The organism is Streptomyces sp. SLBN-31, assembly GCF_006715395.1.
Classification (GTDB): Bacteria; Actinomycetota; Actinomycetes; order Streptomycetales; family Streptomycetaceae; genus Streptomyces.
This window is the reverse complement of the sequence record NZ_VFNC01000001.1, coordinates 4,224,227-4,247,243: the sequence shown is the minus strand read 5'-3', so window position 1 is coordinate 4,247,243 and position 23,017 is coordinate 4,224,227. Positions and strand designations below refer to the sequence as shown.

At 66.6% G+C, this 23,017-nt stretch carries 15 protein-coding genes and 2 pseudogenes; 9 read left to right on the top strand and 8 right to left on the bottom strand.

What is annotated here, in order from left to right; all coding sequences use genetic code 11:
* A pseudogene (locus FBY22_RS19755) lies at nt 1-452 on the top strand (hypothetical protein); the annotation flags it as partial.
* 41 nt (nt 453-493) lie between these two features.
* Here FBY22_RS19755 and FBY22_RS19750 read toward each other — a convergent pair.
* Nucleotides 494-1,195 (bottom strand): hypothetical protein, encoded by a 702-nt coding sequence (locus FBY22_RS19750; protein ID WP_142147238.1) that lies wholly within the window; start codon nt 1,193-1,195, stop codon nt 494-496.
* A 545-nt stretch (nt 1,196-1,740) separates the two neighbouring features.
* On the opposite strand from FBY22_RS19750, the gene FBY22_RS19740 reads away from it, so the two are divergent.
* Nucleotides 1,741-2,217, top strand: a complete 477-nt coding sequence (locus FBY22_RS19740) for an ATP-binding protein (RefSeq protein ID WP_142147236.1) — start codon at nt 1,741-1,743, stop codon at nt 2,215-2,217.
* Between the two features lie 325 nt (nt 2,218-2,542).
* Here the strand turns inward: FBY22_RS19740 and FBY22_RS19735 are convergent, their stop codons facing one another.
* Nucleotides 2,543-3,682 (bottom strand): HNH endonuclease, encoded by a 1,140-nt coding sequence (locus FBY22_RS19735; RefSeq protein WP_142147234.1) that lies wholly within the window; start codon nt 3,680-3,682, stop codon nt 2,543-2,545.
* A 532-nt stretch (nt 3,683-4,214) separates the two neighbouring features.
* Between FBY22_RS19735 and FBY22_RS19730 the strand changes: the two genes are divergently transcribed.
* The 6 genes from FBY22_RS19730 (at nt 4,215) to FBY22_RS19705 (ending at nt 8,362) form a co-directional block, all read left to right on the top strand.
* Nucleotides 4,215-4,604, top strand: coding sequence for a hypothetical protein (locus FBY22_RS19730; protein WP_260844953.1), 390 nt, complete (start codon nt 4,215-4,217; stop codon nt 4,602-4,604).
* A gap of 101 nt (nt 4,605-4,705) precedes the next feature.
* Nucleotides 4,706-5,728, top strand: a complete 1,023-nt coding sequence (locus FBY22_RS19725) for a phosphoadenosine phosphosulfate reductase (protein ID WP_260844952.1) — start codon at nt 4,706-4,708, stop codon at nt 5,726-5,728.
* Between the two features lie 46 nt (nt 5,729-5,774).
* Nucleotides 5,775-6,113 carry a hypothetical protein gene (locus FBY22_RS19720; protein WP_260844951.1) on the top strand — a complete coding sequence of 113 codons (339 nt, stop codon included), beginning with the start codon at nt 5,775-5,777 and terminating at the stop codon, nt 6,111-6,113.
* Between the two features lie 133 nt (nt 6,114-6,246).
* Entirely contained in the window at nt 6,247-6,963 is a 717-nt protein-coding gene (locus tag FBY22_RS19715) for a hypothetical protein (protein ID WP_142147230.1), read from the top strand.
* A 506-nt stretch (nt 6,964-7,469) separates the two neighbouring features.
* Entirely contained in the window at nt 7,470-7,862 is a 393-nt protein-coding gene (locus FBY22_RS19710) for a hypothetical protein (RefSeq protein WP_142147228.1), read from the top strand.
* On the top strand, nt 7,859-8,362 hold the full coding sequence (locus tag FBY22_RS19705; protein WP_260844950.1) for a hypothetical protein: 504 nt from the start codon (nt 7,859-7,861) through the stop codon (nt 8,360-8,362). The genes FBY22_RS19710 and FBY22_RS19705 overlap by 4 nt, the downstream gene beginning before the upstream one ends.
* Before the next feature lie 344 nt (nt 8,363-8,706).
* Here the strand turns inward: FBY22_RS19705 and FBY22_RS19700 are convergent, their stop codons facing one another.
* Entirely contained in the window at nt 8,707-9,069 is a 363-nt protein-coding gene (locus tag FBY22_RS19700; RefSeq protein WP_222127788.1) for a transposase, read from the bottom strand.
* A gap of 295 nt (nt 9,070-9,364) precedes the next feature.
* Here FBY22_RS19700 and FBY22_RS19695 point away from each other — a divergent pair, with 295 nt between their 5' ends.
* Nucleotides 9,365-10,132: a replication-relaxation family protein gene (locus FBY22_RS19695; protein ID WP_260844949.1), complete on the top strand. Its 768-nt coding sequence runs from the start codon at nt 9,365-9,367 to the stop codon at nt 10,130-10,132.
* Nucleotides 10,133-10,175: 43 nt separating this feature from the next.
* On the opposite strand, the gene FBY22_RS43945 is transcribed toward FBY22_RS19695, so the two are convergent.
* The 5 genes and pseudogenes from FBY22_RS43945 to FBY22_RS19675 all read right to left on the bottom strand — a co-directional run bounded on the left by FBY22_RS43945 (nt 10,176) and on the right by FBY22_RS19675 (nt 22,482).
* A complete protein-coding gene (locus FBY22_RS43945; RefSeq protein ID WP_160159914.1) occupies nt 10,176-10,325 on the bottom strand; it encodes a hypothetical protein in 150 nt (49 codons plus the stop codon).
* 102 nt (nt 10,326-10,427) lie between these two features.
* Nucleotides 10,428-11,229, bottom strand: a pseudogene (locus tag FBY22_RS19690) (IS5 family transposase).
* Nucleotides 11,230-11,339: 110 nt separating this feature from the next.
* On the bottom strand, nt 11,340-11,630 hold the full coding sequence (locus tag FBY22_RS19685) for a hypothetical protein (protein WP_222127787.1): 291 nt from the start codon (nt 11,628-11,630) through the stop codon (nt 11,340-11,342).
* Between the two features lie 544 nt (nt 11,631-12,174).
* A complete protein-coding gene (locus FBY22_RS19680; protein WP_260844948.1) occupies nt 12,175-18,570 on the bottom strand; it encodes an RHS repeat-associated core domain-containing protein in 6,396 nt (2,131 codons plus the stop codon).
* A 249-nt stretch (nt 18,571-18,819) separates the two neighbouring features.
* Nucleotides 18,820-22,482 (bottom strand): LamG-like jellyroll fold domain-containing protein, encoded by a 3,663-nt coding sequence (locus FBY22_RS19675; protein WP_260844947.1) that lies wholly within the window; start codon nt 22,480-22,482, stop codon nt 18,820-18,822.
* Nucleotides 22,483-23,017: the final 535 nt, after the last annotated feature.

Below are 23,017 nucleotides of genomic sequence, written 5' to 3'. Positions count from 1 at the left end.
AAAAGATTCCGAACCGAGGCGGACGCGCCGTCTACCAGGTCGTCGGCCCTCGGGACTGGCTGTACTGCCTGGACCCGGAGCTCGACACGATCGAGAACGGCGCCTCCACCCCAGCGCGGGTCGCGAGGCTGGCACGCCAAGACTCCGGTCCGACCGAGTGGTGGCTCGGGAAGCCGCTGAAGCGGATGAGGGACGGCGACCGGCTGTGGATCTACTTCGGCGGGGTCGAAGGAAAGATCGCGGCGATGGCGCATGTGAAGTCGTCGCCGCGACCGGCGCCGGCCGGTTCGAAGAAGCCGTACGAGGTCGACGCCGCTCTGGACCGGGAGGCGACCACTGCTCTGTGCAAGTCGCCGGTACTTCTTGAGGAGATGGAGCAGAAGCACCCGCAGGCATGCGGGGAGATGCGGGCGGCCGACGTGAAGCTGGCCGAAGCGCGTGCCGGCCTCTGACTGCCCCTCCCGCTGGGCGCGCACCGCACCGCCGTGCGTGCTCAGCTCTTGAGGGCGTGCTCGATCCGCTCGAAGTCCTCAGGGCTGAAGTTGCCCCGGCTGATCGTCACGCTCCGCTTTTGGTTCGGCGTCACCATATTCGGATACGACGCCAGCTCCGGCACGGCGATCTTCCAGGTGGCCGCGATGCGCCCGAGGACGATCAGCGCGTCACGGGACATGGCGCGGCGCACCAGGTGAAAGGCGAAGGACTGGGAGGGCAGCGTGTACGGGATCGGCCGCCACGACCGCGAATGGTAGCCGTGGAACTGCACGGCAAGGATCTGCCGGGCGAGTTCGTCGTGACTGTACCCCTGCCTTGTCAGGCCGTTCAGGGTCCGGGACCACCACCGCAGTCCTGGATGGTCCTTGTCGGCGTGCGTCAGGAAGTGGTTGGGGGTCCCGCCGGCGTTCGCGATGTGTTGCAGGGTTCGCTCGGTCACGCCGGGCCGGGCGTAGGCAGCCGGGTCTGCGTCGCTCACGCCTGGGTTGGCCAGCAGTATGACCAGGGGCGCGTCGTGGAGGCCGGTGAACGGTTCCGGCGGGAGTCTCAGGTTGAGCCGGTACGGCGCGTCCGAGGCGCGGACTTGGGTGTCGGCGAGGGCTTGCAAGTGCGGCAGGTCTTCGGGGACCGCGTACGGTGCGCTCCTGGTCGTTCGGGTCCACGGATTGAGCACCTGATCCACCACCGTCCGCGTCGTCATGGCATGTGAGCCTACGAGCATCCTGCGGGCGGACCGTCACCGTGCCGGCCAGCCATCGGCACGGTGACGGCCGCCACCCAACGATAAGTCGACGGCGAGCCGGGATGAACGGCGCATTCGCGCTCGCCGCCTGGGAAGGCGATCAGTTCGAGCAGGCCGCTGACGGGCAGGTGAGCCTCTGCGGGATGGCGCGCCGCCCAGGTGAAGGGCGTACCGGGTGCGCCGGCCGTGCCGCTCGCGGCTTAGGTAACCGCCTTCTTGGAGGTCCACCACGATGCCCTGCACCGTGCGTTCGGTGATGTGGCAGGCCGCGGCAAGGTCGCGCAGGCGGGCGGCAAGGTCGCGTGCGATGGCCAGAAGCACGCGAGAGTGGTTGGTGAGAAAGCTCCACCCTGACGCCTGCTCATCCACGCTGCTGCCCTTTCGCCGGACGGACCTCAGTGGAAATTGCCGGAAACCAGTTTCGGGCATCGGGTGCGTGCGGTGAAGTTTCGGGGGTAAGCGGGCTGGGCATTGGATGGCGCTTCGGACGTGAGGCGGGCGGTATGGAACCGGCTGGGCAGGACGAGGGCCAGCAGCCGCTTGTGGAGCGACGCATATCGGTGGCCGCCGCGTTCGAGGGGAGCGAGGAGATCGCCCTTGCCCGCTACCTTGCCCGGTCCTTCCTCACCGAGGTACAGGCTGTGCACGGGCTGCCGGTGTCGGCCCGGGCCATGGGCATGGTGCAGTTGGTCGTCAGCGAGATGGTGACCAACGCCCGCAAGTACGCGCCCGGTCCCTGTCTGCTGTCCCTGGAGGTCGACGGAGGCGCTGTCGAGGTGAGCGTGTGGGACAGCAGCACCACCCTGCCCGCGATCGGCGCGATGGACCCCGAGCGCGTGGGGCAGCACGGTCTGGAGATCGTGATGGCCGTCTGCCGGACCTTCTGTGTCCACCGGGAACCGGTGGGCAAGCGCATCACCGCGGCGATCGAGCTGGCCGACGACCCGGGCGGAGACCCGGCCGGACGGCAGCCCACCTGACCCACGTCTGGGGCAAGGTGGTCGCGACCACCTTGAGAACGATCGCCGGGCCGCGTTATCTAGGGCGTCTGGGAAGCGACAGGCAAGTCAGGGAGCCGATTTCGTACATGCCTTACGAGTATCCAAGGGGTCGTCAGGCACGTACGGCAGGTTCGTGACGCAGGTCGATCGCCCAACTTCATTTCGGGCGAAAGAAGGTTGGAAGAACCGGCCCCGCCGCAGCCAGAGACGCGGCGGCACTCCATCCGGGCCTCCCTGTTGCTGCTGGCCCCAGAGTGGCCCACGGGCCGTCGCGCACATCTCCTCCAACCGTCCTAAGCGCGCGTCAGCCGGTGGGAGCGAGTGGCCCGCCCGCTTCGGGTCGGCTTGTCCCCTTCAGCCATCGACTGATGACGGTGACCGACGTTCCGGCTTCGAGGGCCAGTTCGGTCATGGTGGGCCGCTTGCCGGTAGGGCGCCAGAATTTCTCGCGCATCCGGGCGACCAGGGCGTCAGGGAAGCGCTGGCCCATGTGATGCCGCTCTCCCATGGGCATGGTGCCGTGAATAAGCTTGTCGGCGATGTTCTCAGCCTGCGTTCCGAGGGCCAGGTGGGCAGGGTTGTTGCAGTCGTTGCGGTGCTTGGCCTCGGGGCACTTGTGCAGGATGTTCTGACCTTTGATGTCCGCCAGCGTCTTCCCATCGGCGATCACGTAGGCGATGCGGTGCGCGGGGACGACCCTTTGCCCGTCGAAGGCCATCTGTCCATAGCCGAAGTTGTTGCGGGACTTCTCCCCTCTCCACGGCCAACAGGCCGCTGGGCCGCCGCTGCTGTCCACGCGGGCGTGAAACTCGGAGATCCGCGCCAGCCGGTCGAGTTCATCCAAGTCGCCGGTGACGATGCACCACCCCCCGGGCGGTGGAGGTACGGGGTCTGTGACAGATCGCGGCCCGGTACGGCCTTCGCGTTGGGCCTGCCAGCGGTCGGCGAGGTTCTCACCGATGGTGCCGGGCTTGAGGTGAGCGGGGTTGCAGCAGGGCTTGTTGTCGCATAGGTGGCGCAGGACCAGCGCCCAATCCGGGGCCTTGGGCAGTCCCATGGCCAGGGTGAACGCGACGACATGGGCGTTGGCCGAGCCGGTCATTCCTTTCCCGGCGGCAGTGTGGCCGTAGGCGTCGGGTTTGCCCCCGGCCCACGGCCAGCAGGCGTTAGGGCCGCCGGAGCGGTCCACGCGCGTCCAGAACTTCGCCTCGTTCCAGTGACGGCGCTCGGGTGTCTCGGTGAACCCGTACCGTTGGCCGCCGTTGGTTGTCCTGGTCCCTCTCGGGATGCCATGCAGATGCCTGTACGAGCGCCCGTTGACCAGTGCGTTGATCCGCGCGAGTGACGCGCCGAGGTGGGCTGCGACCTGGGTTTGAGTCATCCTCCCGTTCTTGACCTGCTCTATGGCCCATAGGGCTTGAACATCCGTCAGTGACCGCTTCATAGCCGGGAACGATAAGTCACACCTCTGACAGTCAACCGGGGCGAACGATCGGGCTGAGGTGGGACGACGGGGAGAGGTGCCGGCGAGTGAGCCAGACTGGTACGGCGGCCCGCCATCTCCTCCAACCGCCTTACTTGCCTGACGAGACAAGATGCCCACTGACCTGCATAACTGTGGCTACACCCTAGATAACCGCGGCGGCCGTAGTGCTTGCCCCAGTCCTCGGTCCCGCCACTAACCGATGCCCCGGTTCATCCGCGGCCGAGTCGCCGAACCCATCCAGTCCATCAACACGTCGACTCACAGGTCACACGCAGCATGAGCTGCGCCAATGACTGCTCACGGTGCGTAGAAGCGCCCGTACACCGAGTCGCTGGTGTGCTCGCGGTTCGTCCTGCTGGATGAGTGCCCCGGAAATTCCGAGTCGTGGTTCCTCGCGAACTGCCTAAACCGCCTGCTCGCCCGCGGCGTACACGGGATCGTCTCGTTCGCCGACCCCGTCCCGCGCCGGACAGCCTCGGGAGTTCTGGTCATGCCTGGGCACGTCGGCACGATCTACGCAGCCACGAACGCGGTCTACGCCAGCCGGGCAACCGCCCGGACGGTGAAGGTCCTGCCGGACGGCACCGTCTTCCACGAGCGCGCGGCGCAGAAGATCCGCCGCCAGGAGCAGGGCCACCAGTACGCCGAAGCACAGCTCATCGCGCTCGGAGCACCGGTGCCGCGGGCCGGATGCGACCCGGCCGTCTGGCTCCGGGACGCCCTGGCCGCGGTCGGCGCCCGCAACGTACGGCATCGCGGAGCACACCGCTACGTATGGCGGCTCGGCAGAAACCAGCGCGAGCGGGAGCAGATCAAGCTAGGCCTCCCCGCTCAACGGCCTTATCCCAAGCAGGCCGACCCCGAGCCGATCGGGGTCTGAGGGCTGCTCACCTGCGCGATCCGTGCCATCGCCAGATCATCACCTGCGACCCGTCGTGGTCGCAGTCCCACCGTCCTTGTCCCGCTGTTCCTGGAGGAACCATGGCTGCGAGTCTTGCCTTCGCTTCGTCCGGCGTGCCCGACCTGACCACCTACGATCTGCTCGCACCCCAGCTGTCCGGTGGCAAGGACAGCGCGGTGATGATGGCCGTTTTCATGGACGCGGCCCGAAGCGCCGGCGTCGAAGACCGGGTGATCTCTTACCACTCGAGCCTCGGAGTGCTGGAGTGGCCTCCGATCGTCTTCGAGGGCACCCGCTACCCGGGCGTCTCCGAGCTCGCCGCCATGCAGAGTGCCGCCTTCGGGCTACCTCCAGACCGGCACATCGAAGTCACCCGCACGATGCCCGGCCCGGACGGCACCCCGATGCCGCGCAGCCTGTTGACGGAGATCGCGGCGTACGGGCGGTTCCCGCGCATGGGCAGCCCCTACTGCCGCAAGTACGCCAAGGAGGGCGTGGTCTCCAGCGCCTGGACGCCGATGGTCAACCGCCTCAAGCGTGAGCTCGGCCGCCCGGTGCGGATCCTGAAGGTCATGGGTCTGCGCAGCGACGAGGGAGCCGACCGAAAGAAGCGTCCGCCCTTCCGTACAGTGCTGGCCAACTCCGCGCGGGTCGTGGATGAGTGGCTGCCCGTCAAGGACTGGCCGACCGAGGCGGTCAAGGAGTGGCACGCCAGCGCGCCGGTGCCGTACTGCTGGTCGTACGACTCCGTGCCCGGGGCCGGTGACTGGCGGGGCAACACGCGCTGCTCCTGTGCTCTGTGCAGCTATGCGTCCCTCCCCGACTTGCTGCTCTCCAGCGGACGCCGGCCGCGGCTCGCCGATCTGTATGCCGAGGTCGAGCAGGTCCGGGGCGACAGCTTCCGCGCTGACAGGCGCATCGCCGATCTGATTCGCCATGCCAAGTCGTGCGGGATCGACCCGGGCGTCGTCTGCCCGGACGACGGTCCGGAGTTCGCCGCCCTGGAGAACCAGGTGTGGGCCGCACTCAAGGAAGAGCCTCGCAAGAAGCCCGAGCTGGCCCGCGACAGCGGCCGCCGCCCGGTGTGCGACGGCTGCAGCTGACCACCACCCCCCATTCACACCCATTAGGGAGGGATACTCAATGACGATGACGACGACCCAGCGCATCCTCGACCTCGCTGCGGCGGCACCGGCCCGCCACGGCGAGGAACTGGTGCTGCTCCTGCAGGAGGCGAACGAGCTGTACCAGCAGGGTCTTAAGGCCCTGCACCGGGAGGTGGCAGCGCGTCTGGGCGGGCTCGCCACCGCAGATCTGATGTTCGCCGCCAAGACGGCCGGTATGCCCTGCGATGCCTCGCAGGACCGCGACGAGGTGATCCTGCTGCTGGCCCTGGTCGAGTGGGAGATGACGCTGGCCGCCATTGCCTACGCGGAGCTGGCCGAGGATGCCGCGCGCCGAGGTGTCTGCTTGATCCCCGAGGAGTAGTCCGTGAGCCGTGAGCCCGGCCGTCAGAGAAAACCTTGAGCCGCGGGCTGGACCTCCAACCGAAACTCCTGCCATTATTTGCGTTGTGAGTCGGGCTGGCCGGCTTACTGCTGACAGGACGGACGGTTCTGCCATGACCTCGCGCCGTGAGCCTCGCCTGGCCGACGCTGCCGAGATCGCGGCTGAACAGGGCCTGACGCCCGCACGGATCAGCCAGTTCTACACCGAGCGCGCGGAGAACGCGGCCGGCAAGGCATTCCCTGAACCTGTCGACAAGCGCGGCCGCGCCCGCCTGTGGGACCACGCGGAGGTCACCGAGTGGTTCGCCCACCGCGCGCCGTCACGGCTCGCTGAACACGCGCCTCCCTCCCTCCCTCCGGGGACGTTGCTGAACGCGGCAGAGGCCTCGAGGTATCTCGGCTACAAGAACTCCAGCCAGGTCACGACCTTCGTGCGCGATCACCCCGGTTACTTCCCCGAGCCGGATGCCGTCGAAGAGAAGGGCACGGCGGCGAACCCCTACCGCCGGCAGCTGTGGAAGGTGGAGACCCTGCAGGCGTGGATGGCCACCCGGCCCGGCCGCGGAAGACGAGCCGGAGCCAAGGAAGCGCCGCCCCTGCCCGACGTTCCGGTCGACGGCGATCCCGAGGAGCTTCTGGGGGCGAGCCAGGCGGCCGCCCTGCTGGGGTACAAGACCGTCGGTTCCTTCTCCAGCAGCCTGTCCCAGGGCAACCTTCCGCTGCTGAAGACCACGGACGGAGTCGCCGAGAATGCCGGGCGCCAGAACGGGCGCCGACGGTGGACTCGCCGGCGCATCCTCGAGCAGGCGGCCCAGCGGTCCAAGAAGTAGTACCCGGCGGTGCGCGGAGTTCCGCTCACCGCCCCATGAACGCGACAGCCGGCTTTGGGTGTTGGTCCCTTGCGGGCCGGGTGTCGCACGATGGCCGGCATGGCGTGGCTCGCCATCACGCCCCGCAGCAGCCCACGGCTGCTGCGGACCGGCCATCGCCATCTTTCCTGGCGCCGGGCTCTTCCTCGACCACTCGTTGTTGTGGTCATCGTCGTGACGAACCCTTGCGGCCATCTCGTACTCTCGGGCCCTGCGCAGGTCTGCCGCTTCGGGTTCCGAGCGGGGACAGGCGGGGCGCCGGCGGAAGTGCCGATGCAGTGCCCGGGCGGCGCAGAGGGTACCCGCCCTGCCCACCGGCGCCCATCCTTCGTGAACCCCTGCCCCGTGGCCCCTGTCGCGGCTATCGTGGCCGGTGCCGCTCGTCTCAGGCCCGGGGGGACACCGTGGGGGACTTTCTAGAGCGACTGCTGCCGCTACTCAGCTCAGGGCCGGCGCTCCTGGTGGCCGTGTGGCAGTACATCGCCGACCGGCACGACGCACGCAGGGGCACCACCGTCGTCGTCCACCGCCCCTCCATCGTGGAGAACCAAGCCATCTCTTCCCGCAACATCCAGGGAGGCACGGTGTACGGGCCGGTGTTCCTGCCCCCAGAGGTGGAGGAGCTGGTGTGGGCTGCTGAGGAGGCGGCGCAGCGATCGGCAGACGATGACGCGGACTTCCTGCCGGACGAGACGGGCCACCTGTCCACCGAAGAGGAGCGCTTGGTCGCGAAGCGCTCAGCCGACACGGTCAACCTGACTCTGGCGCGGTTGTTCGTACGTCTTGGCCCACCACCTTTGAACGCGAACGGGGAGGGCCTCGCGCCTGTGTCCAGCGGTGACGGAGGATCACCACGGTGAGCAGTGGGACCCAGTTGCCTACCGGTCAACCTTCGGACGATGACGCCGTCCTGTCGGAAGGAGCCCGTATCGCCGCGCAGTGGCGGGACCTTGGAGCCGAACAGCTCGGGGTCGCGCTGCGTGCGATGGAGCCGCAGCTGCGCCGGGAGCACCGGGAGCGGATGCTCAGCCTTGAGTTGCAGCGCGAGGCAGAGCAGCGACAGCACGAGGACCGTCAGCGGGAGCGGGCAGACCGCCGGAGCACGGTTGAGCTGGTTACAGGAGCGGTAATCGCGCTGGCCATGCTCGGCGGCGGTGTGTACCTGGCTCCAGAACACGGGTGGTTGTCTGCGCTCCTGTGCGGTCCCAGCCTGCTGGCCCTGGCCAAGGTCTTCGTCTTGAAGCGCAGCGACCCGGCGGATATGCAAGCCGTGTTGCTGGCTGGGCAACTCGCCACCAGGGCCGCCGTCCAGGCCCAGGAGCCGCAGCAGCAACCGCAGCAGCCGCCGACTATCCCTTAGAGAGGCGCAGGAGGACACTCCCTGCCCGCCGACGCCCCTCCCGCGCCGATGGACGCCCCCGGAAACCCCTCCCGCCCCCGTGTGCGCGCTTCTACCGTGGGTGTATGTCCGGTAACGGTGAGATAGTCCAGACGTCCTGACGGGCCGTCTGGAGGCCCTGGAGGGGCGGCCGCTGCGCCTGGTGGAGTCCCCCGCCGCAGACGGTGGCGTGGATCTGCTGGTCTACGACGAGCACGGCGCCCTGGTTGGACGTGTCCTATGTGCCGGCGGAGCTGGTCGACCAGGAGGCGGTGGCGGTCAGCGTCCCCCAGCAGCGCCGCTCTTAGAGAGCATCTGATCACCGTTCACGCCAATGCGAGTGGGATGTCCGTTTCGATTGCCGAGGTCTTCACGCTCTGCGCGGCGATCACGGCCGCGGTGGGCTGCGCACTGCGGCCGTGCGCGCGACGGGTCTTGTCGCGTAGCAGGTCGTGGACCTGCAGGGTCGTGCCGTCGGCTTCCCACTTCGCGTAGTAGTCATAGACGGTCTTGTAGGGCGGGAAGTCGTGGGGAAGGTACTCCCACGGGATGCCGGTGCGATTGACGTAGAGGATCGCGTTGACGATTTCCCGCAGGTCGTGCACCCGGGCTGCCGTGCCCGGCCCGGTCCGTCTCGCCCGCCAAGCGGTGAAGACCGGCTCGATCAGAGCCCACCGGGCATCAGACACATCACTGCGGTAAGGACGACGCGCACTCACGCCCGTCCTAACGACCGCTCACACCAGCCGTCACAAAATCATCCTGAACTACCAACTACCTAGATCAGGTGCTCTCTTAGTGGCGGGCGGGCCGGTGGTGCGAGCCACCAGTGCCGGTCGGCCGCCGCCGACCATGCAGGTGTTGCGACTTCGTGACCATGGTCGGGGCTTGGTGGTCGGGGGCTTGGTCAGGGCGCGCGGGTTTCCTCGAGTAGCAACCGGGGGTCTCCGCCAGAGACCGCCACGCCGTGGAAGGAAACGTCTCATGAGCAGCGCTGCACGGAGTATTCCGGCGACGGCAATGGCCGCCACTCCCGCTGAGCCTTTGGCCCACCAGGTGCTGGCGGGGCTGGCCCAGCACCGTATCGCCACCACCAGCCAGTTGCGGCGGATGCTGCGCCCGGACGGCACGCGTCAGTTGATCTCGCGTGTGCTGAACAGGCTGCGCTCCGACGGTTTCGTCGACTGCACGGTGCTGTCGGATGCGAACCGGACCCGTACCCGCGCCTGGTACCTCACGCAGGAAGGCGCGCGGCTGACCCGGGACCTGCCCGTTCTGCGGGGGCGGCCACCCTATCCCATCACCTCGGCCACGGCGGCGTCGCTGAAGACCCCGCACACCCTCGCCGTCGTGCGCGCTCACCTGGCTTTCGCCGCAGACGCCCGTCGGCTCGGGCACGAGCACGGCCCCTGGGACTGGACACCGGAGGTGTCCCACTCCATTGGCGAGGGCGAGCGGGTCGTGGCCGATGCGGTGATGTACTACACGGTTGTCGAGAGCGAACACCGGCGCAAGCTGCGCGCGTTCGTGGAAGTCGACCGCAGCACCATGAGCAGTGAGCGGCTGGCGGTGAAGCTGATCGAGTACGCGCGCCTGTTCCACTACGAGGCCCAGCCCGTCGGCCGACGCAGGCAGGCGTCCGCAGGTCCTGCGTGGCTGCGCTGGTATCCGGTGTATCCCCGTCTGCTCTTCGTGCTCACCGGTGCCTTCCGCCCCGGGACATCGGTCCTGGGGCGGAAGGCGCTTGTCTGAACCGTCGTGGTCGCTTGATCAGCGTTCTGTTCCCATCTTGCTGTCAGGCGCTCTTGCACAGCCGCGGCAGGAGTTCGTTGCCCGGCCAGAAGGCGCGGTCGACCTCAAGGCCGGTGAGGGACATGCCGACCTCGGTCAGGGCCTTAGCCTGCTCGTCCGGTCCGTAGACGGCGAACTCCGTCGCATGGGACAACCGCCGCGGGTGCGGATTCGTAGGCAACATACCGCCAAGGCACCAGCGCAGTCGGCGACCGGCTGGCCGACACCGATAGCGAACAATTAAGGCTTACTGGCCCTAACAAAGCCTCTGGACGTGCCAGTGGGTGATCAGGCAGGCGGCGAGTCCGAGGAACGCTTCGTGGATGTCGTCGCGTCGTTCCCAGCGAATGCGCAGGCGGCGGAAGCCGTGCAGCCAGGAGATCGTCCGCTCGATGGTGCCCAGGCCGGTACCGTGTGGCTGGCCGCGTTCGGCGATAGCGGGCCAGATGCCGCGCTGGCGCAGGAGCCGGCGGTACTTGTCGTGGTTCGCGGTCGGCGAAGAGCATGTCGGGCCGCCTGCGAGGCCTGCCGACAACTCCCGCAACAGCCGGGATCTTGTCAAGTAGCGGCAGCAGCTGGGTGACGTCGCCCGCGGTTGCCGCCGGTCAGCGACACCGCGAGCGGGATGCCCTGACCGTCGGTGATGACGTGGTGCTTGCTGCCCGGACGTGCGCGGTCGACCGGGCTGGGCCCGCTTTTGGGCCCCTGCGTGCCGCCCGGACGTGAGAGGAATCGATCACCGCCCGGGACCAGTCCACCTGATTCTTCGAGCGGAGCTTGTTCAACAGCAACTGGTGCAGCTGGTCCCAGACACCCGCCTCGTTCCAGGCCGCCAGGCGGCGCCAGCACGTCATCCCCGAGCCGAAGCCCAGTTCCCGCGGCAGGTACTCCTACTGGATGCCCGTGTGCGGGACGAACAGGATGCCGCACAAGGCCTGGCGGTCGGGCACCCGCGGCCGCCCCTCGACCTGCTTGGGCGGAGGTGCGGGCAGCAACGGCTCGATCAGCGACCACAGTTCGTCCGACACGATCCACGGCCGCGACTGACGCTTCCCCATACTCTCACCAACGAGCGATCAAGCCGACAGTCACATGATCAACCGCTTTTGTTAGAGCCAGTTAGCCCCACAGGCAGACCGGTACTCATCCAGGAGATGGAAGAACGCCATCAGCGGGTCTTCTCCACCGGCATGCCGCTCGATGGCATCAGCCCAGCCACAAGACATCGACCAGCCTCGACGAGCCACTCGGCGAAGGGACCACCGGGCGACAGGGTGAAAGGCTCGTCGACCCCGTGAACGGACAAAGCCGCGGCATAGCCGATCAAGATGTTCTGCAAGTCCCGCAGGCACCCCTGGCGAACCCACATGGAGGGACGCAGCCGGATCTGGTCCAGGACGTCTTGGACGTCCCGGCACTGGTCGATAGGCCGCGGGCTTTGCCCCTGGTCAACTGACACAGACCAGAGTGTAGGACCAGACCCGGTGAACCCTCCCAGTCACGGCACTAGTCGGGGACACCTGCGGTGATATCGCGGGCCTCCTGGTGACGCTCGTTCAGAATCATAACCCCGAGCTACCAGGAGGCCCCACCGTTATGCTTCGACCGCCGAGAGGGCATCCGACCACGACCCGCATTCGACTGGTCGAGCCTGCAGAGCGGTACGCGGATGGCTTCTCACGAACTCGCCGCGCTGTCGCCTCGTTGCCATCGCAGAAGGTCGTCGAGTGCTCGACCCAAATCTTCGAGCGAGGCCAAGTCGCAGTGCTCGTTGCGGACCAAGCCTGTCGCGATCTCGGCGCGCTCCAGCTCAGCCTCTCCGGTGGACCATACAGTCAACTGGCTGATTCGTTCCTCCCCGTCGAGGGATAGTGACGTGCTCGCTTTGCTCCATTGTGAGCGGGAGTCGTCCAGTTGCAGTGTGATTCCTTCGCTCGCCAACGTCGGGGCGTGGTCTGCGGCCCAAGCCCTCAAACCAGCGAGAAATACTTCTTTGCTTGTCATCATTTCCCCATCAGCCACTGGATGTTCAAGGCAGGCGGGAACTGCGGTATCGGCTGTCCACGCCGCAGTGCGAGTCTGCCCTGCAGCGAACTCGGGCCGGGTATCTGGGCCCAGCCGGGCTCACCCGCGGGATACAAGGAACCACGCGGCACGTCAAATTCCACGTATCCCGTGCCCGGCGCAGCTTGCCGACCGTATGCCTCAGGAGTTGCAGGATGCGCCACATAGGTCGTACCGCCAGCACCTTCCTGGACGACACCCGTATCCTTCATGGCGCTGTGCTCCTCTCGCGACATCCAGCGGCCGACACGAACCAGGTCGCTCTCGCTTGCCGCACCCGCATCCTGCGGAACAGGTCTGCCAGCCTGAGATCCATTGCCCAGGAGTCCACCCCCGCCCGCAAAGGTCCCACCCTGTGGAACCTGCTCTTCGCAGTGACCGTCGGGAGTGCATAGCGTGATGGGTTCCGGCCCCTTTGTGAGCTCCTTCAGAATGCCACCGAGCGCCCAGGAAACTCCCGCCATGAATTTCTTTTCATCAAATATACCGGTATCTACGAGCTTTACAGAGCCTGGGGGAAAGGGGCCCGCCAGGGGTTTCTGAATGGACAGCAGGGTGGATCCGGTGCCAACGCTGCTGGTGGTGGCGGTGCCGCCACCGTTGACGCGACCGGTGGAGGGGTCGTAGCCGACGGCTTTCTGGGTCTTCTTGTCGCAGTACTTGAGGTCGTATTCGCAGGAGTTGGGGCGGGAGCCGATCTCTGTGCCGGTGGGGTCAGAGAAGGTGGCGGGGTTGTTGTTGCCGTAGGTGTAGCCGTTGAGGGACTGGTGCTGGTCAAGGCTCAGGAGCGGGTCGACGCTGATGAACCGGCCTGTCATGGGGTCGTAGTCGCGGGCGCCGATGTGGATGAGTCCGGAGGAGGAGTCGGCGGTCTTGCCGAGGAAGGTTCTGTCGTCCGGCCAGGTTCCGGTGCCGCCGGTGCGCAACGCTCCGAATGGGGTGCTGTAGCGCTTGGTTGCGACCTGCGTGGAGGCGTTCAGTGCCAGGCTGGATGTGCCGTGTTGGTCCGCGGCGAGGTAGGAGAGGGTGGAGGCGCCGGACTTGTTGTTGCGGACCGCGATGACGGCGGACCCGGCCGAGTAGTAGCGCTGGGCCCAGTACTTGGCGGTGGGGGCGCTGGTGTCCAGGTGGACCTCGGTGGCGCCGGCATAGAGGACGGTCTCGCCTGTGGTATTGCGGCGGATGAGCAGGTTTCCGTCGGCGTCGTAAACGTATCCGGTGGTGCTGCTGCCTTCTACCAGCTTGCTCAGGCGGCTTTCGTTGTCCCAGCTCAGGGACTGGGAGGCGGTGCCGTCGAGGCGGGTTGTGGTGTTGCCGGTGTCGTCGTAGGCGTAGGTGGCGGTGACTCCCGTGCAGGTGCTGCCGGTGGTGGTAGCGGCCAACTGGTGGGGCTTGGCAGTGCTGTAGCAGTAGGTCTTCTTGGTGTCGGTGCTGGTGGTGTGGGTGGTCTCGGTCGATCGAAGGCCGGAGTCGGTGTAGGTGTACGACGTCCAGTACGGGCTGGCGCCTCCGAGGTCGGCGGCGGTGCGCTTGGTGGTTGAGCAGTCGGCCGTCGAGGGGGTCCAGACGTTGGTCAGGCGGCGGTAGCCGTCATAGGTGAAGCACTGGTTGTCGGCTGCTCCTGTGCCGCCCAGGGTGGTGGGATCACTGGTCGCGGTGACGTTGCCGGCGTCGTCGTAGGTGTAGGTGAGATTCTGCAGTTGGTAGCTGTGGGTCTGGTCGGTGACCGAGGACTCCTCGAGTCGGTCGGTGCCTTCGGCGTACTTGTTGGTGATGTACGCCTTCTTGGTCCCGGACGCGGACGACGTGCCCAGGGTGAGCTGTTCAGTCTGGCCGAGAGCGGAGTAGCTAGCGCCCAGGAGGTATCCGGTGGTGCCGGTGATGGCGGTGGGCAGACCCAGCCCGTTGTATTCGTTGTTGATCGTTTCGGCGCTGAGGCCGCCGGCTGCGGGCTCGGAGGCGTACTGCTGGGTGCCGTCGATGTTGTAGTACGTCGAGAAGGTCAGGGTCGACGACGAGAGCGCGCCGGACGTCACCAGGGAGTCACCCGCGGGCAGGGCCAGTTGCGTGGTAGTCGGGTGGTAGAGGCTGTCGTACGCCGTGACCTGCTTGGTGTAGGCGCTGCCGGAGACTCCGCCGACATAGCGGGTGGAGGAGTCCAACTGGCCCTTGGCCACGCTGTCGTAGGCGAAGTGGGTGAGCTTGTTTGCGTCGACCTGCTCCTCAAGTGTGGAAGTCAGGTCGGCGGTCGCGGGGGCGCTCCAGGTGTCGGTCTTACGACTGAGGGAGTCGTAGGCGAAGACGGTGACGCGGCCCGCGCCGTCCTTGGTCCAGGAGGTCTGGTCGAGGTTGGTGTAGCCAGTGGTGGAGGTCCCCTTGTCGGGGTCGGTGGTAGAGGTCTGGCGGCCGAAGAGGTCGTACGAGTAGGACCACTTGCTGTCGGGTCCGGTGATCGTGGACTGCTTGTCGTCGAGGGTGTAGGTGTACGCGGTCGAGGTGAACGCGGCGCCGGCGGTGGCCCCGTAGCCGGTGTCGGCCGGGGACGTGCCGGAGTACTCGCGACGCTCTACCGTCCGGCCCCGCGCATCGGTGATGGTGCGGACTGCCGAGCCGCCGGAGAGGGCGGTGGTGGCGGTGGAGTCACCGGTGTAGCTGCTGGACGTGGACCATTTCTGCACGCCGTAGACGAGCAAGGTGTTCGACGTGGGGCGCTCGGCCCCGTCGAAGACGATCTCGGTCTGCTTGGGCGCCTCGCCGTACTCCGCCCGGGTGTAGGTGCCGGAGGGGGTGGCGGTCGAGTCGAAGATGTCGGCGAAGGTCTCGTAGGCCAGGCCCCGGCTGTCGTACCGGGTGTCCGTCAGCAGCCTGCCGCCGACCGCCGTCGGCGACTGCGTCTGGAGGGTGCGCAGCATCGAGTCGTAGAGGGTGTAGCTGGTGTTGTACGTGCTGCCGTCGGCCTTGAGCGTGGAGGTGGACGTCCATGACGGGGCGTCGTGGGAGACGGAATAGGTGTAGGTGTAGTTGGCGCTCTGCGACAGTGAGCGGGAGCGGTTGGGAAGCCAGGTGGCGGTCTTGCGGCCGAGCGCGTCGTAGGTGCTTTCGGTGATCTTGTTGTTTGCGTCGTAGATCTTGGTGGGTGTGCCCCGGGCGTAGTCGGTGTAGGTGTAGACGTTCTGGGACTTGGGGTTGGTGACCTTCGTCTTGGTCAGCGGGCCAGCTGTGGTGGGGGTGTAGACGGTGTATGTGGTGTTGCTGCCGGCGTCGGTGGAGCTCGCGACGCGGCCGAGCGTGTCGTAGGTCAGCTTGGAGAGCGTCTGCCAGGAGCTGGGGGTGCGCTCGCCGTTGGTGGTCGTGGCCGGGTAGGCGGAGGCGCGGCCGGTCCAGGTCACCTCGCCCTTGGTCGGGGTCTGGGAGGCCGTCCAGGAGGTGGCGGTGGCGTTGTCGTAGACGGTGGCGGTGTCGGAGAGTACGTCACCGCGTGTGGCGCTGGATGTGGGGAGGGACAGTGTTGTCTCGGCGACCGAGCACGCCTTGCCGACCTTGCGGGTGCGGGAGACCAGCGAGTTGATGCCTAGTGTGTCGTTGCGGGCGTACCAGGTGCGGGTGCAGGTCTCGTCGCCGGTGACGGCGGTGTCCCCCTCGTCGTAGATCTTGGTGGGCATGCCGTAGTCATCGAAGTCGGTGGTTGAGGTGGCGCTGGTGCGCCACTTCGATGTGGCGGTGAGATAGGTGTGGGTGGAGGTCTTTGCGGTGCGGACGTAGTACGCCTCGGTGTCGGCGTACGACTTGTGCTGGGTGGCCGTCTTCTTAAGCCAGGGGTCGTTGACCGTGATCGTCACGGGTGTCGAGCCGCTGTAGGTGATCTTTTCGCGCAGTTGGCCGGCGTATGGGTTGCTGTCGGTCTGGTCGGCCACGTCTAGGCCGGTGAAGTCGATGCCGGTGACGGACACGGACCGTGTGGTGCCGTCCTTCTGCTTGTCGCCGTTCATGCCTTGCAGATAGAGCGAGACCGTCTTGGACTGGGTGCCGTCGGAGGCGCCGGTGGTTTCGGTGACCTTGCCGTAGCCGCGCCAGATGGACCACGTGCGTTCATCGGAGGGGGTGATCGGGTCGTCGTTGTAGTGCCAGGCCGGGGCGGAGTAGCTGTAGGCGTGCTCGACCGCGACGTTGTGGCCGGTGGGGTCGGAGGAGAGGACGGCCGTCACGCGGTATTTGTGGAACCAGTCGATTGTCGATTCGGCGGCTCCGTTGATGTGCCAATAGGTCGGGTAGCAGTTCTTGGTGTCGTTGTCTTCGGCGGCCGGCATGTTGGAGCCGCGGATGCATTCGGGGTCGGAGAGGGTGACGGTGGTGATCGCGCCGGTCTCGGAGGTGACCGTCTCGATGCGCGGGCGGGTCAGCGGGAGGATGTCGTCGGAATTGGAGTCGACGCGGTTGACCCGCATCTGGTAGCCGAACGTCACCGGGTCCAGGGCGATGTCGGTGCCGTTCTTGCCGGTGTGCTTGATGCTCTTGAGTACCAGCGTCTGGTCAGAGGTGTCACCGATGTCGCCCCCGTCGAGGAAGGCCTGGGTGAGCGTCCAGGAGTCGACCGTGGTGAAGGCGCCGGAGGCGGCCGACCAGGCATAGGTGTCGATGCCGGTGAGCCGTTTGCGGGTGAAGAAGGCGGGACTCTTGGCGTCGCAGTCTGCGTCCTTCTTGCAGATGGAGTCGTAGGGGACGTCCGGCCAGTTGTCGGCGGTTGAGTCCGTCAGTGAGGAGCAGTCGGAGGCGGTGCAGCGCTCGTCGTAGGAGAAGGTGACCTTGTCGGAGGTGACGCCGCTGAAGAGGGTGTCCTTGTTCTGTCCGTAGAGGATCTTGGTGAGGTAGCCGCCCCGGGTGTATTCGGTGGTGGCGGTGGTGGCGTCGTTCTTGGCGTAGTAGTTGGTCTCGGCGGTGTACCAGTAGGTCATCGCGTTACCGAGGGGGTCCTGTACGTAGTCCAGGTTCCAGCGCCAGGCTTGGGTGAGGGACCGGCCGGAGAAGGAGTCGCCTTTGTCGTAGCCGGGCTCGCCGGAGTCGTCGCCGTAGACCGGCACTGTCCAAACGGAATTGGTCCGCTCGGTGTCGGCGCCGCTGAGCTTGTTGAGGCCGAAGACGTACTTCGTGCCGTTGCCCGTGATTACGGTCCAGTACTCGCCGTTGTCGTCGTTGTTGTCGGCGCCGGTGGAGTGGGTGACGGTGGAGGCGTCGTCGTTGCTGAGCCGCCACACGCCGGTGGTGTCGTCCTTGACGAGTTCGCTGGACTTGCCGTTGAGGACGAGCGAGGCGTTGTCGTACTTCCAGCACTCGTCGTATTTGCTGTCCTGGCCGTCGTCGTCACAGGCGCCGTAGGAGCGCTCGACGTAGGAGGATGTGATGTCGAAGCCCTCGCCGACCTGCGTGGACTGGTTGTTCGTGGACGCCGTTTTGCCGTCCGAGCTGCCGGAGTCGTACGACAGCGACAGTGTCGGCGAGGGGCCTGCCGCGGCCGGGGGCGTGCTCAGCGGGTAGGACCAGGTGAACGCGCCGGAGGAACCGCCCGCTTCCCAGGTGGAGGAGGGCGACAAGGGCGAGGCGGAGTAGTTGCCCGAGCCCGACGCGGATTCACCGGCCGCTGCGGTCAGTGCGAGGACGGTGGCCGAGGGGGTGGTGACCGCGGCCATCTGGGAGGTGCGCGCCGGGCTGGAGGTTGTGGTCGAGGGCGTGGTGAGGTGCGCGGTGGCCGAGACGGTCTGGCCGGAGATGTCATTGTGCGAGCGGAGCGGAGTCTGTACCCGGCATGCGCTCTTGTGCGGGGTGGTCAGGGCGCACGCGGGTAGCTGGACCAACCGCAGACGCCCGGCCCAGCCGCCGCCGTATGCGGACGCGAAGGCCGAGTAGTCCACACTCAGCTCCGCCTTCCCCGGATCGACGGTAGCAGCGGTGAGCAGGACGCCCTTGATTCCGGCTGCTTGAGCGGCCCTATGGCTCAGGACGCGTAGCCGTGCCTGGCCCGAGACAGCGTTCTTGCCGCCCGCCCCGGTGATCGTCACCGGCAGCCCGCCGGCGGTGAGCTTCGCTTTGCCTCGTGCAGGGATCTGTGTGGTGCGCTCGGCGGCCTTGGGCCAGGACGCCTTCTGCTCCGCCGCTGCCCGCTTGGCCTGCTGGGCGTTGGCAGTCTTGGTCTTGGAGGCAGTGGCACGGGCCTGCTTGGCGCCCAGACCGGTCACTGCCCGGACCTTGCTGGCCCGCTGCTTGGCCACCGCCGGCTTGCCCAGCCCGCCCGTCGCGGCTGAGGCGACCGGCGTCAGGGCCACCGGTACCGCCAAAGCCAAAGAGAGGGACACCACGAGTGGCGCCCACCGGGCTGGTATTCGGGTACGCACGAACAACCCCCAGGTGAAGAAGGATCGGGAAAGCCGAGAGCGGGCCGGGCAGGTCGCGACAGACGGCTACACGTAGGCGCAGCAGGTTTGGCTTATACCGCAGCCAGCTGACAGCCCGTGTGGTGGAAGAGGACAGCGGAGGAGGAACGGGGCGGGCGGTGGCTCCCACCGCCCGGCCCGTTCGGTGTCGTGACGGGATCAGTCCCCGACGGTGTTGGCGATCTGGTCCTGGCTGGCCATGGCGCCAGCCCAGACCCGGATGTCGGTGATGGATCCGGGCAGGTAGTGCCCCCATGCGGAGTTCACGAAGCCCGTGCCGGCGGCGAAGTCGCCGGATCCGATGACGGCCGTGTAGGCAGTGTCGTCGCCGTTCTGGTTGAGTCCGAGGTATAGGCGGATCGTCCCTGACTGGGCGTCATACACGCCGGTCAGGCGGACAGGGCTGCCCAGGGTGGCCGCATCGTCAGAGGTGACACCGGTGAAGGTGCCGTTGGCGTTGAGGCGTCCGAAGTGCCACACGCCGACGGGGACGGTCGTTTCTGTCTCGGGATCGTCTTCGACGCTCTTCAGTTCGTACCAGAGTCCCCAGGCAGAGCCGTCGGCGCTGCGCTGGCCGATCACCTGGGCGGTGTAGCCCACGCTCTTGGCTGCCAGTGCTTTGCTGTCCAGTTGTACGGCGGTGGTTGCGGTGAACGAGCCGGACTCGTCTACCAGTGGACCGGAGGCCGTGGCGTTGTCGTCGGTTCCGTCGAAGACGATTCCTGCGCCGTCGAGTGAGGCGCCACTGGAGAGGGTGAGTTCGCGGCCGTAGCCGGAGTCAGTGTCTGCGAGGGTGGTGCCGCTGGCATTGGCCGGATTCCACGAGGCCACCAGCTCGGCTCCTGCATAGCCGTTGGAGTTCTTCAGCTGTGCGTCTTCGGAGATCAGATCGTCGGTGAGCTTGGTTTGCCAGGCTCGGACCTCGTCGATCTGGCCTGCGAAGTAGTCGGTGGGAGATCCGGCTGTGTAGAGGGACCGGCCGATCAGGAGACTGCCGTTGGCCGATGCGGGCTGTCCGCTGTCCAGGGCGACGGGTGAACCCTGGGGCTTGCCGTTGACGTAGAGCTGGATGGTTTTGGCGTCCGAGTCATAGACGCCGGCCAGGTGGGTCCACACCCCGAACGGCGGGGAGGACTGGTTGGCGTAGGAGCGGATGATGTGCGAGGTGCCGGCGGAGTCGCGCCAGTGCCAGTTGAAGATCCATCCCTTGTAAGAGGTGGAGTAGTAGAGCGAGAAACCCGAGGCGGAGGCGTCGGTGCTCACCTGTGAGATTACGGCGTAGTTTTTGGCCGGGGTCGAGGCGATGCGGGCCCAGGCCGATACCGTGTAGGAGGCCCGGGTTTCCAGCACTGCGCCGGTGGTTGCTGCATAGCCGCTGGAGCCGTCGAGGGTCAGCCCGGTGTCGGTGAGCGGGGTGTTGAGTTCGTTGCCGTCGGCGTCTTTGGTGAGGACGCCGCGCCGGCCTCGCCCGTCACGGGAGGCACCGGTTGAGGAGAGGCTGGCGTTGTCCTGGTTGGCACTGACTGTCGTGGAGGTGTCGATAGCGGCACCGCTGGTCTCGTCGAAGTGCCATTGTCCGACTGGTCCCGGGCCTTCGGCGACCACGAAGTCGATCGCGTTCTGGGCGCCCCAGCCGATGGTGTCCTTGGCTCGCACATAGATGGTGTAGGTGCCTGGTGCGGTCGGGATGATGTCCTTGCTGACCGTGGGGCCAGAAATCGCGGAAGACCATGAGGTGTCCGTGGACAGCTTGTACTGGTAGGCGGTGTTGGTGTCGCCTGTGTGCGGGGTGAAGGTGAAGGACGCTTTGACGCCAGGGCCGCCGCCCGGTTCGCAGGCGTTGGCGGTGCACCGCGAGTACGGGCTGGCCACCACGATGCCAGGGGCCTTCGGGCGGCTCGAGTCGACCTTGAAGTAGCACCAGCCGGTGGTGGAGGCGTTGGACGCCGAGGAGAGATGGCTGGCGTAACTGTTGTAGTAGGAACGGGTCCAGGAGCGGTAGCGGTACAGCGTCCCGTCGGTCAACGTCGGTGTGGTCGCGTACAGCTTGGTGTTGTCGGCGGCGTGGCCGCTGGTGGGTCGTTCCATCTCATTGACGGCTTGCGCCCAAGAGTCGCTGCTAGTGGTGTACTTGTCGATGTCGAAGGCCGCACGCAGCAGGGCGTCCGCCTCACCGCCTTTGGCGGTTTGCACGGTCGCGGTGAGCTGCGGGGTGGGGTCCGAGACGATCAGGGGGTCACTCTGGTTGGTCTCGCATTGCGTGCCATCGCCGGTGACCAAGCCGATCCCGGTCGGCTTGGCTGGGATGCCGACGAAGTCCACGTCCAGGGTCGCGTCATCATCGAACCGCTTCCAGCCATTCGGGTCGGACTCGTCGTGTGCCTTCAGCATGAGGGTGAGACGGGAAATGTCACCGGCCGCAAACTTTTTGACGGTTGAGGTGAGATTTTCGTTGGTCTCGGTGGGACTGTCGTTGAACTCGATTGCCGCGTCCGGCTGACTCGGGTCACAAGCCGAGCCACGGCCGGCCGAGACGTTCCGGTCGACCATCAGGTCCCAGTCTTTTGTCGGCCCTGGCCAGGTGGTGGACGACGAAATATTTCCCGTCCGTACCAGGTCGACCCAGGACGGCTCGCAGGACATCGAGAATCGCTCGGTGATCCGGAAGGTGGCATCCAGGACGTGCTTGCCCGCCAGCTTGCTCGGCGAGAACTCGAAGTACATCCGGTTCCTGTAGCCCGAGCCGCAGTAGTAGCCGTAGCCGCCAGTCACGTAGGTGCCGCAATAGCCGACGCCCTTGCCGTCATCACCCCCAGAGAAGTTGTAGAACGCGTCCCCGTCTGACGACAGCAGGGTGCGCTCCGACTCGCCGAGCGACACATCGGGATCGATGTACAGGGGGTACACCGTGTCCGGGCCGGTCAGCAGCTTCACGTCCGGTTCCACCGTCACCGAATCGGTGTCCGTCGACACCGGCAGCATCACGGAGGCGTCACCGTCACTCGGACCCGCGGCGGGATCCGCTTCTGCCTCGCCGGAGCCTTTCTCGGTCGGCGCGCCCTGAGCGGACGGGGACGTGGTGGCTGCTGAGGCCAGGCTGAACGAAGCCTTGGAGGCGGTCGTCGACGAGGCCGTCGTCGCAGGCGACGCGTCACCTGCGGAGTCCCACATTTGTGCGGGCGGGGCGCGGAAGACCGTGTTGCCGTCGGCATCCACCGCCGACAGGCCCCCTCCCCCGTCCCGCACGGTGAGGCCGTCGGCCCGCATCGCGAAGTCGAGCTTTTTCAGTTCCGGGTTGGCGGCCGCCTCTGCACTCTTGACCACGAGCACCTGCCGGACGCCCTCGACCGTGGCCGTCATCCGCAAGTCCACACCTGGCAGCACGTTCGCATACAGTGCTGACGCACCGTCCAGCGTGGGTGCGGGGAGTTTCCCCGGCCAGCCCAGAGAGAGTGATTTCCCGGGCTCGGTCAGCGTGACCAGATCCGCGCCATCACCACCGCCGGAAAGCGAGATGCCCAGCACCGCCGCCTTGGGCCTGATCGAGCCGTCCGAGCGCCGCTCCAGCGTCGCATCCGGTGCTACCCACGAGCCGTCCGCGAGCTTCGCCCGCACGGGGACCGCAGACTGCACCAGCTTGAACGTCAGGCCGTCAGGGTTCGCATAGGTGGTTGAGTACGCGGTGCGCTGCCCCACCACTTCAACGCGCTCGCCGGACGAGGCCGCCTGCGCCGAAGCCGCTTGTGCCTCCGACAGCGTGTCCGCGTGAGCCGCAGGAGCTGGCGTGCCCAACACCGGCAGACCTGCCAGCAATCCGGTCACCACCGCACCCGAGAGAAGCCTTCTCGCGCCACGCCTGCCGTGTCTTGCTCGTCCGTCGTGCCCCCACTGTGCGGCGTCATGACGACGCGACACACCCCACCCCATATCCCCCACCCCGCCTTTAAAAGATCTTTACAAGCTCAAGATCTAAGTCGCCACCTAATAACCAGTCAACACTTTCGAATCACCAAACTTCACACGAACAGATCATGGCTTGAACCAACCAACCTTCATATTCACTCAAAGCCCGCACTTCAGGTGATACCACTCAACCCCGGCAACACCTCCGCTGAACCGAAAGCATCGCTAGCGGGCCGCAACCTGGATATTTGGAGCCGAACTTGCCGTTCACATTTCACCTCCTTACGGGGCAATTCAGCACTCGTTGACTCCGCCGAAGAGTTTTGAAACTCTTCGCTGTAAACCCGCACATGCCTCGCGTTCCACCTCGGCACTGCCCTTCCTGCCCGACTCGGACCGACGCCCCGCATGGCCGGAAAACACCGTTCTCTGCGTCCTGCTCGTGAGCATGTTT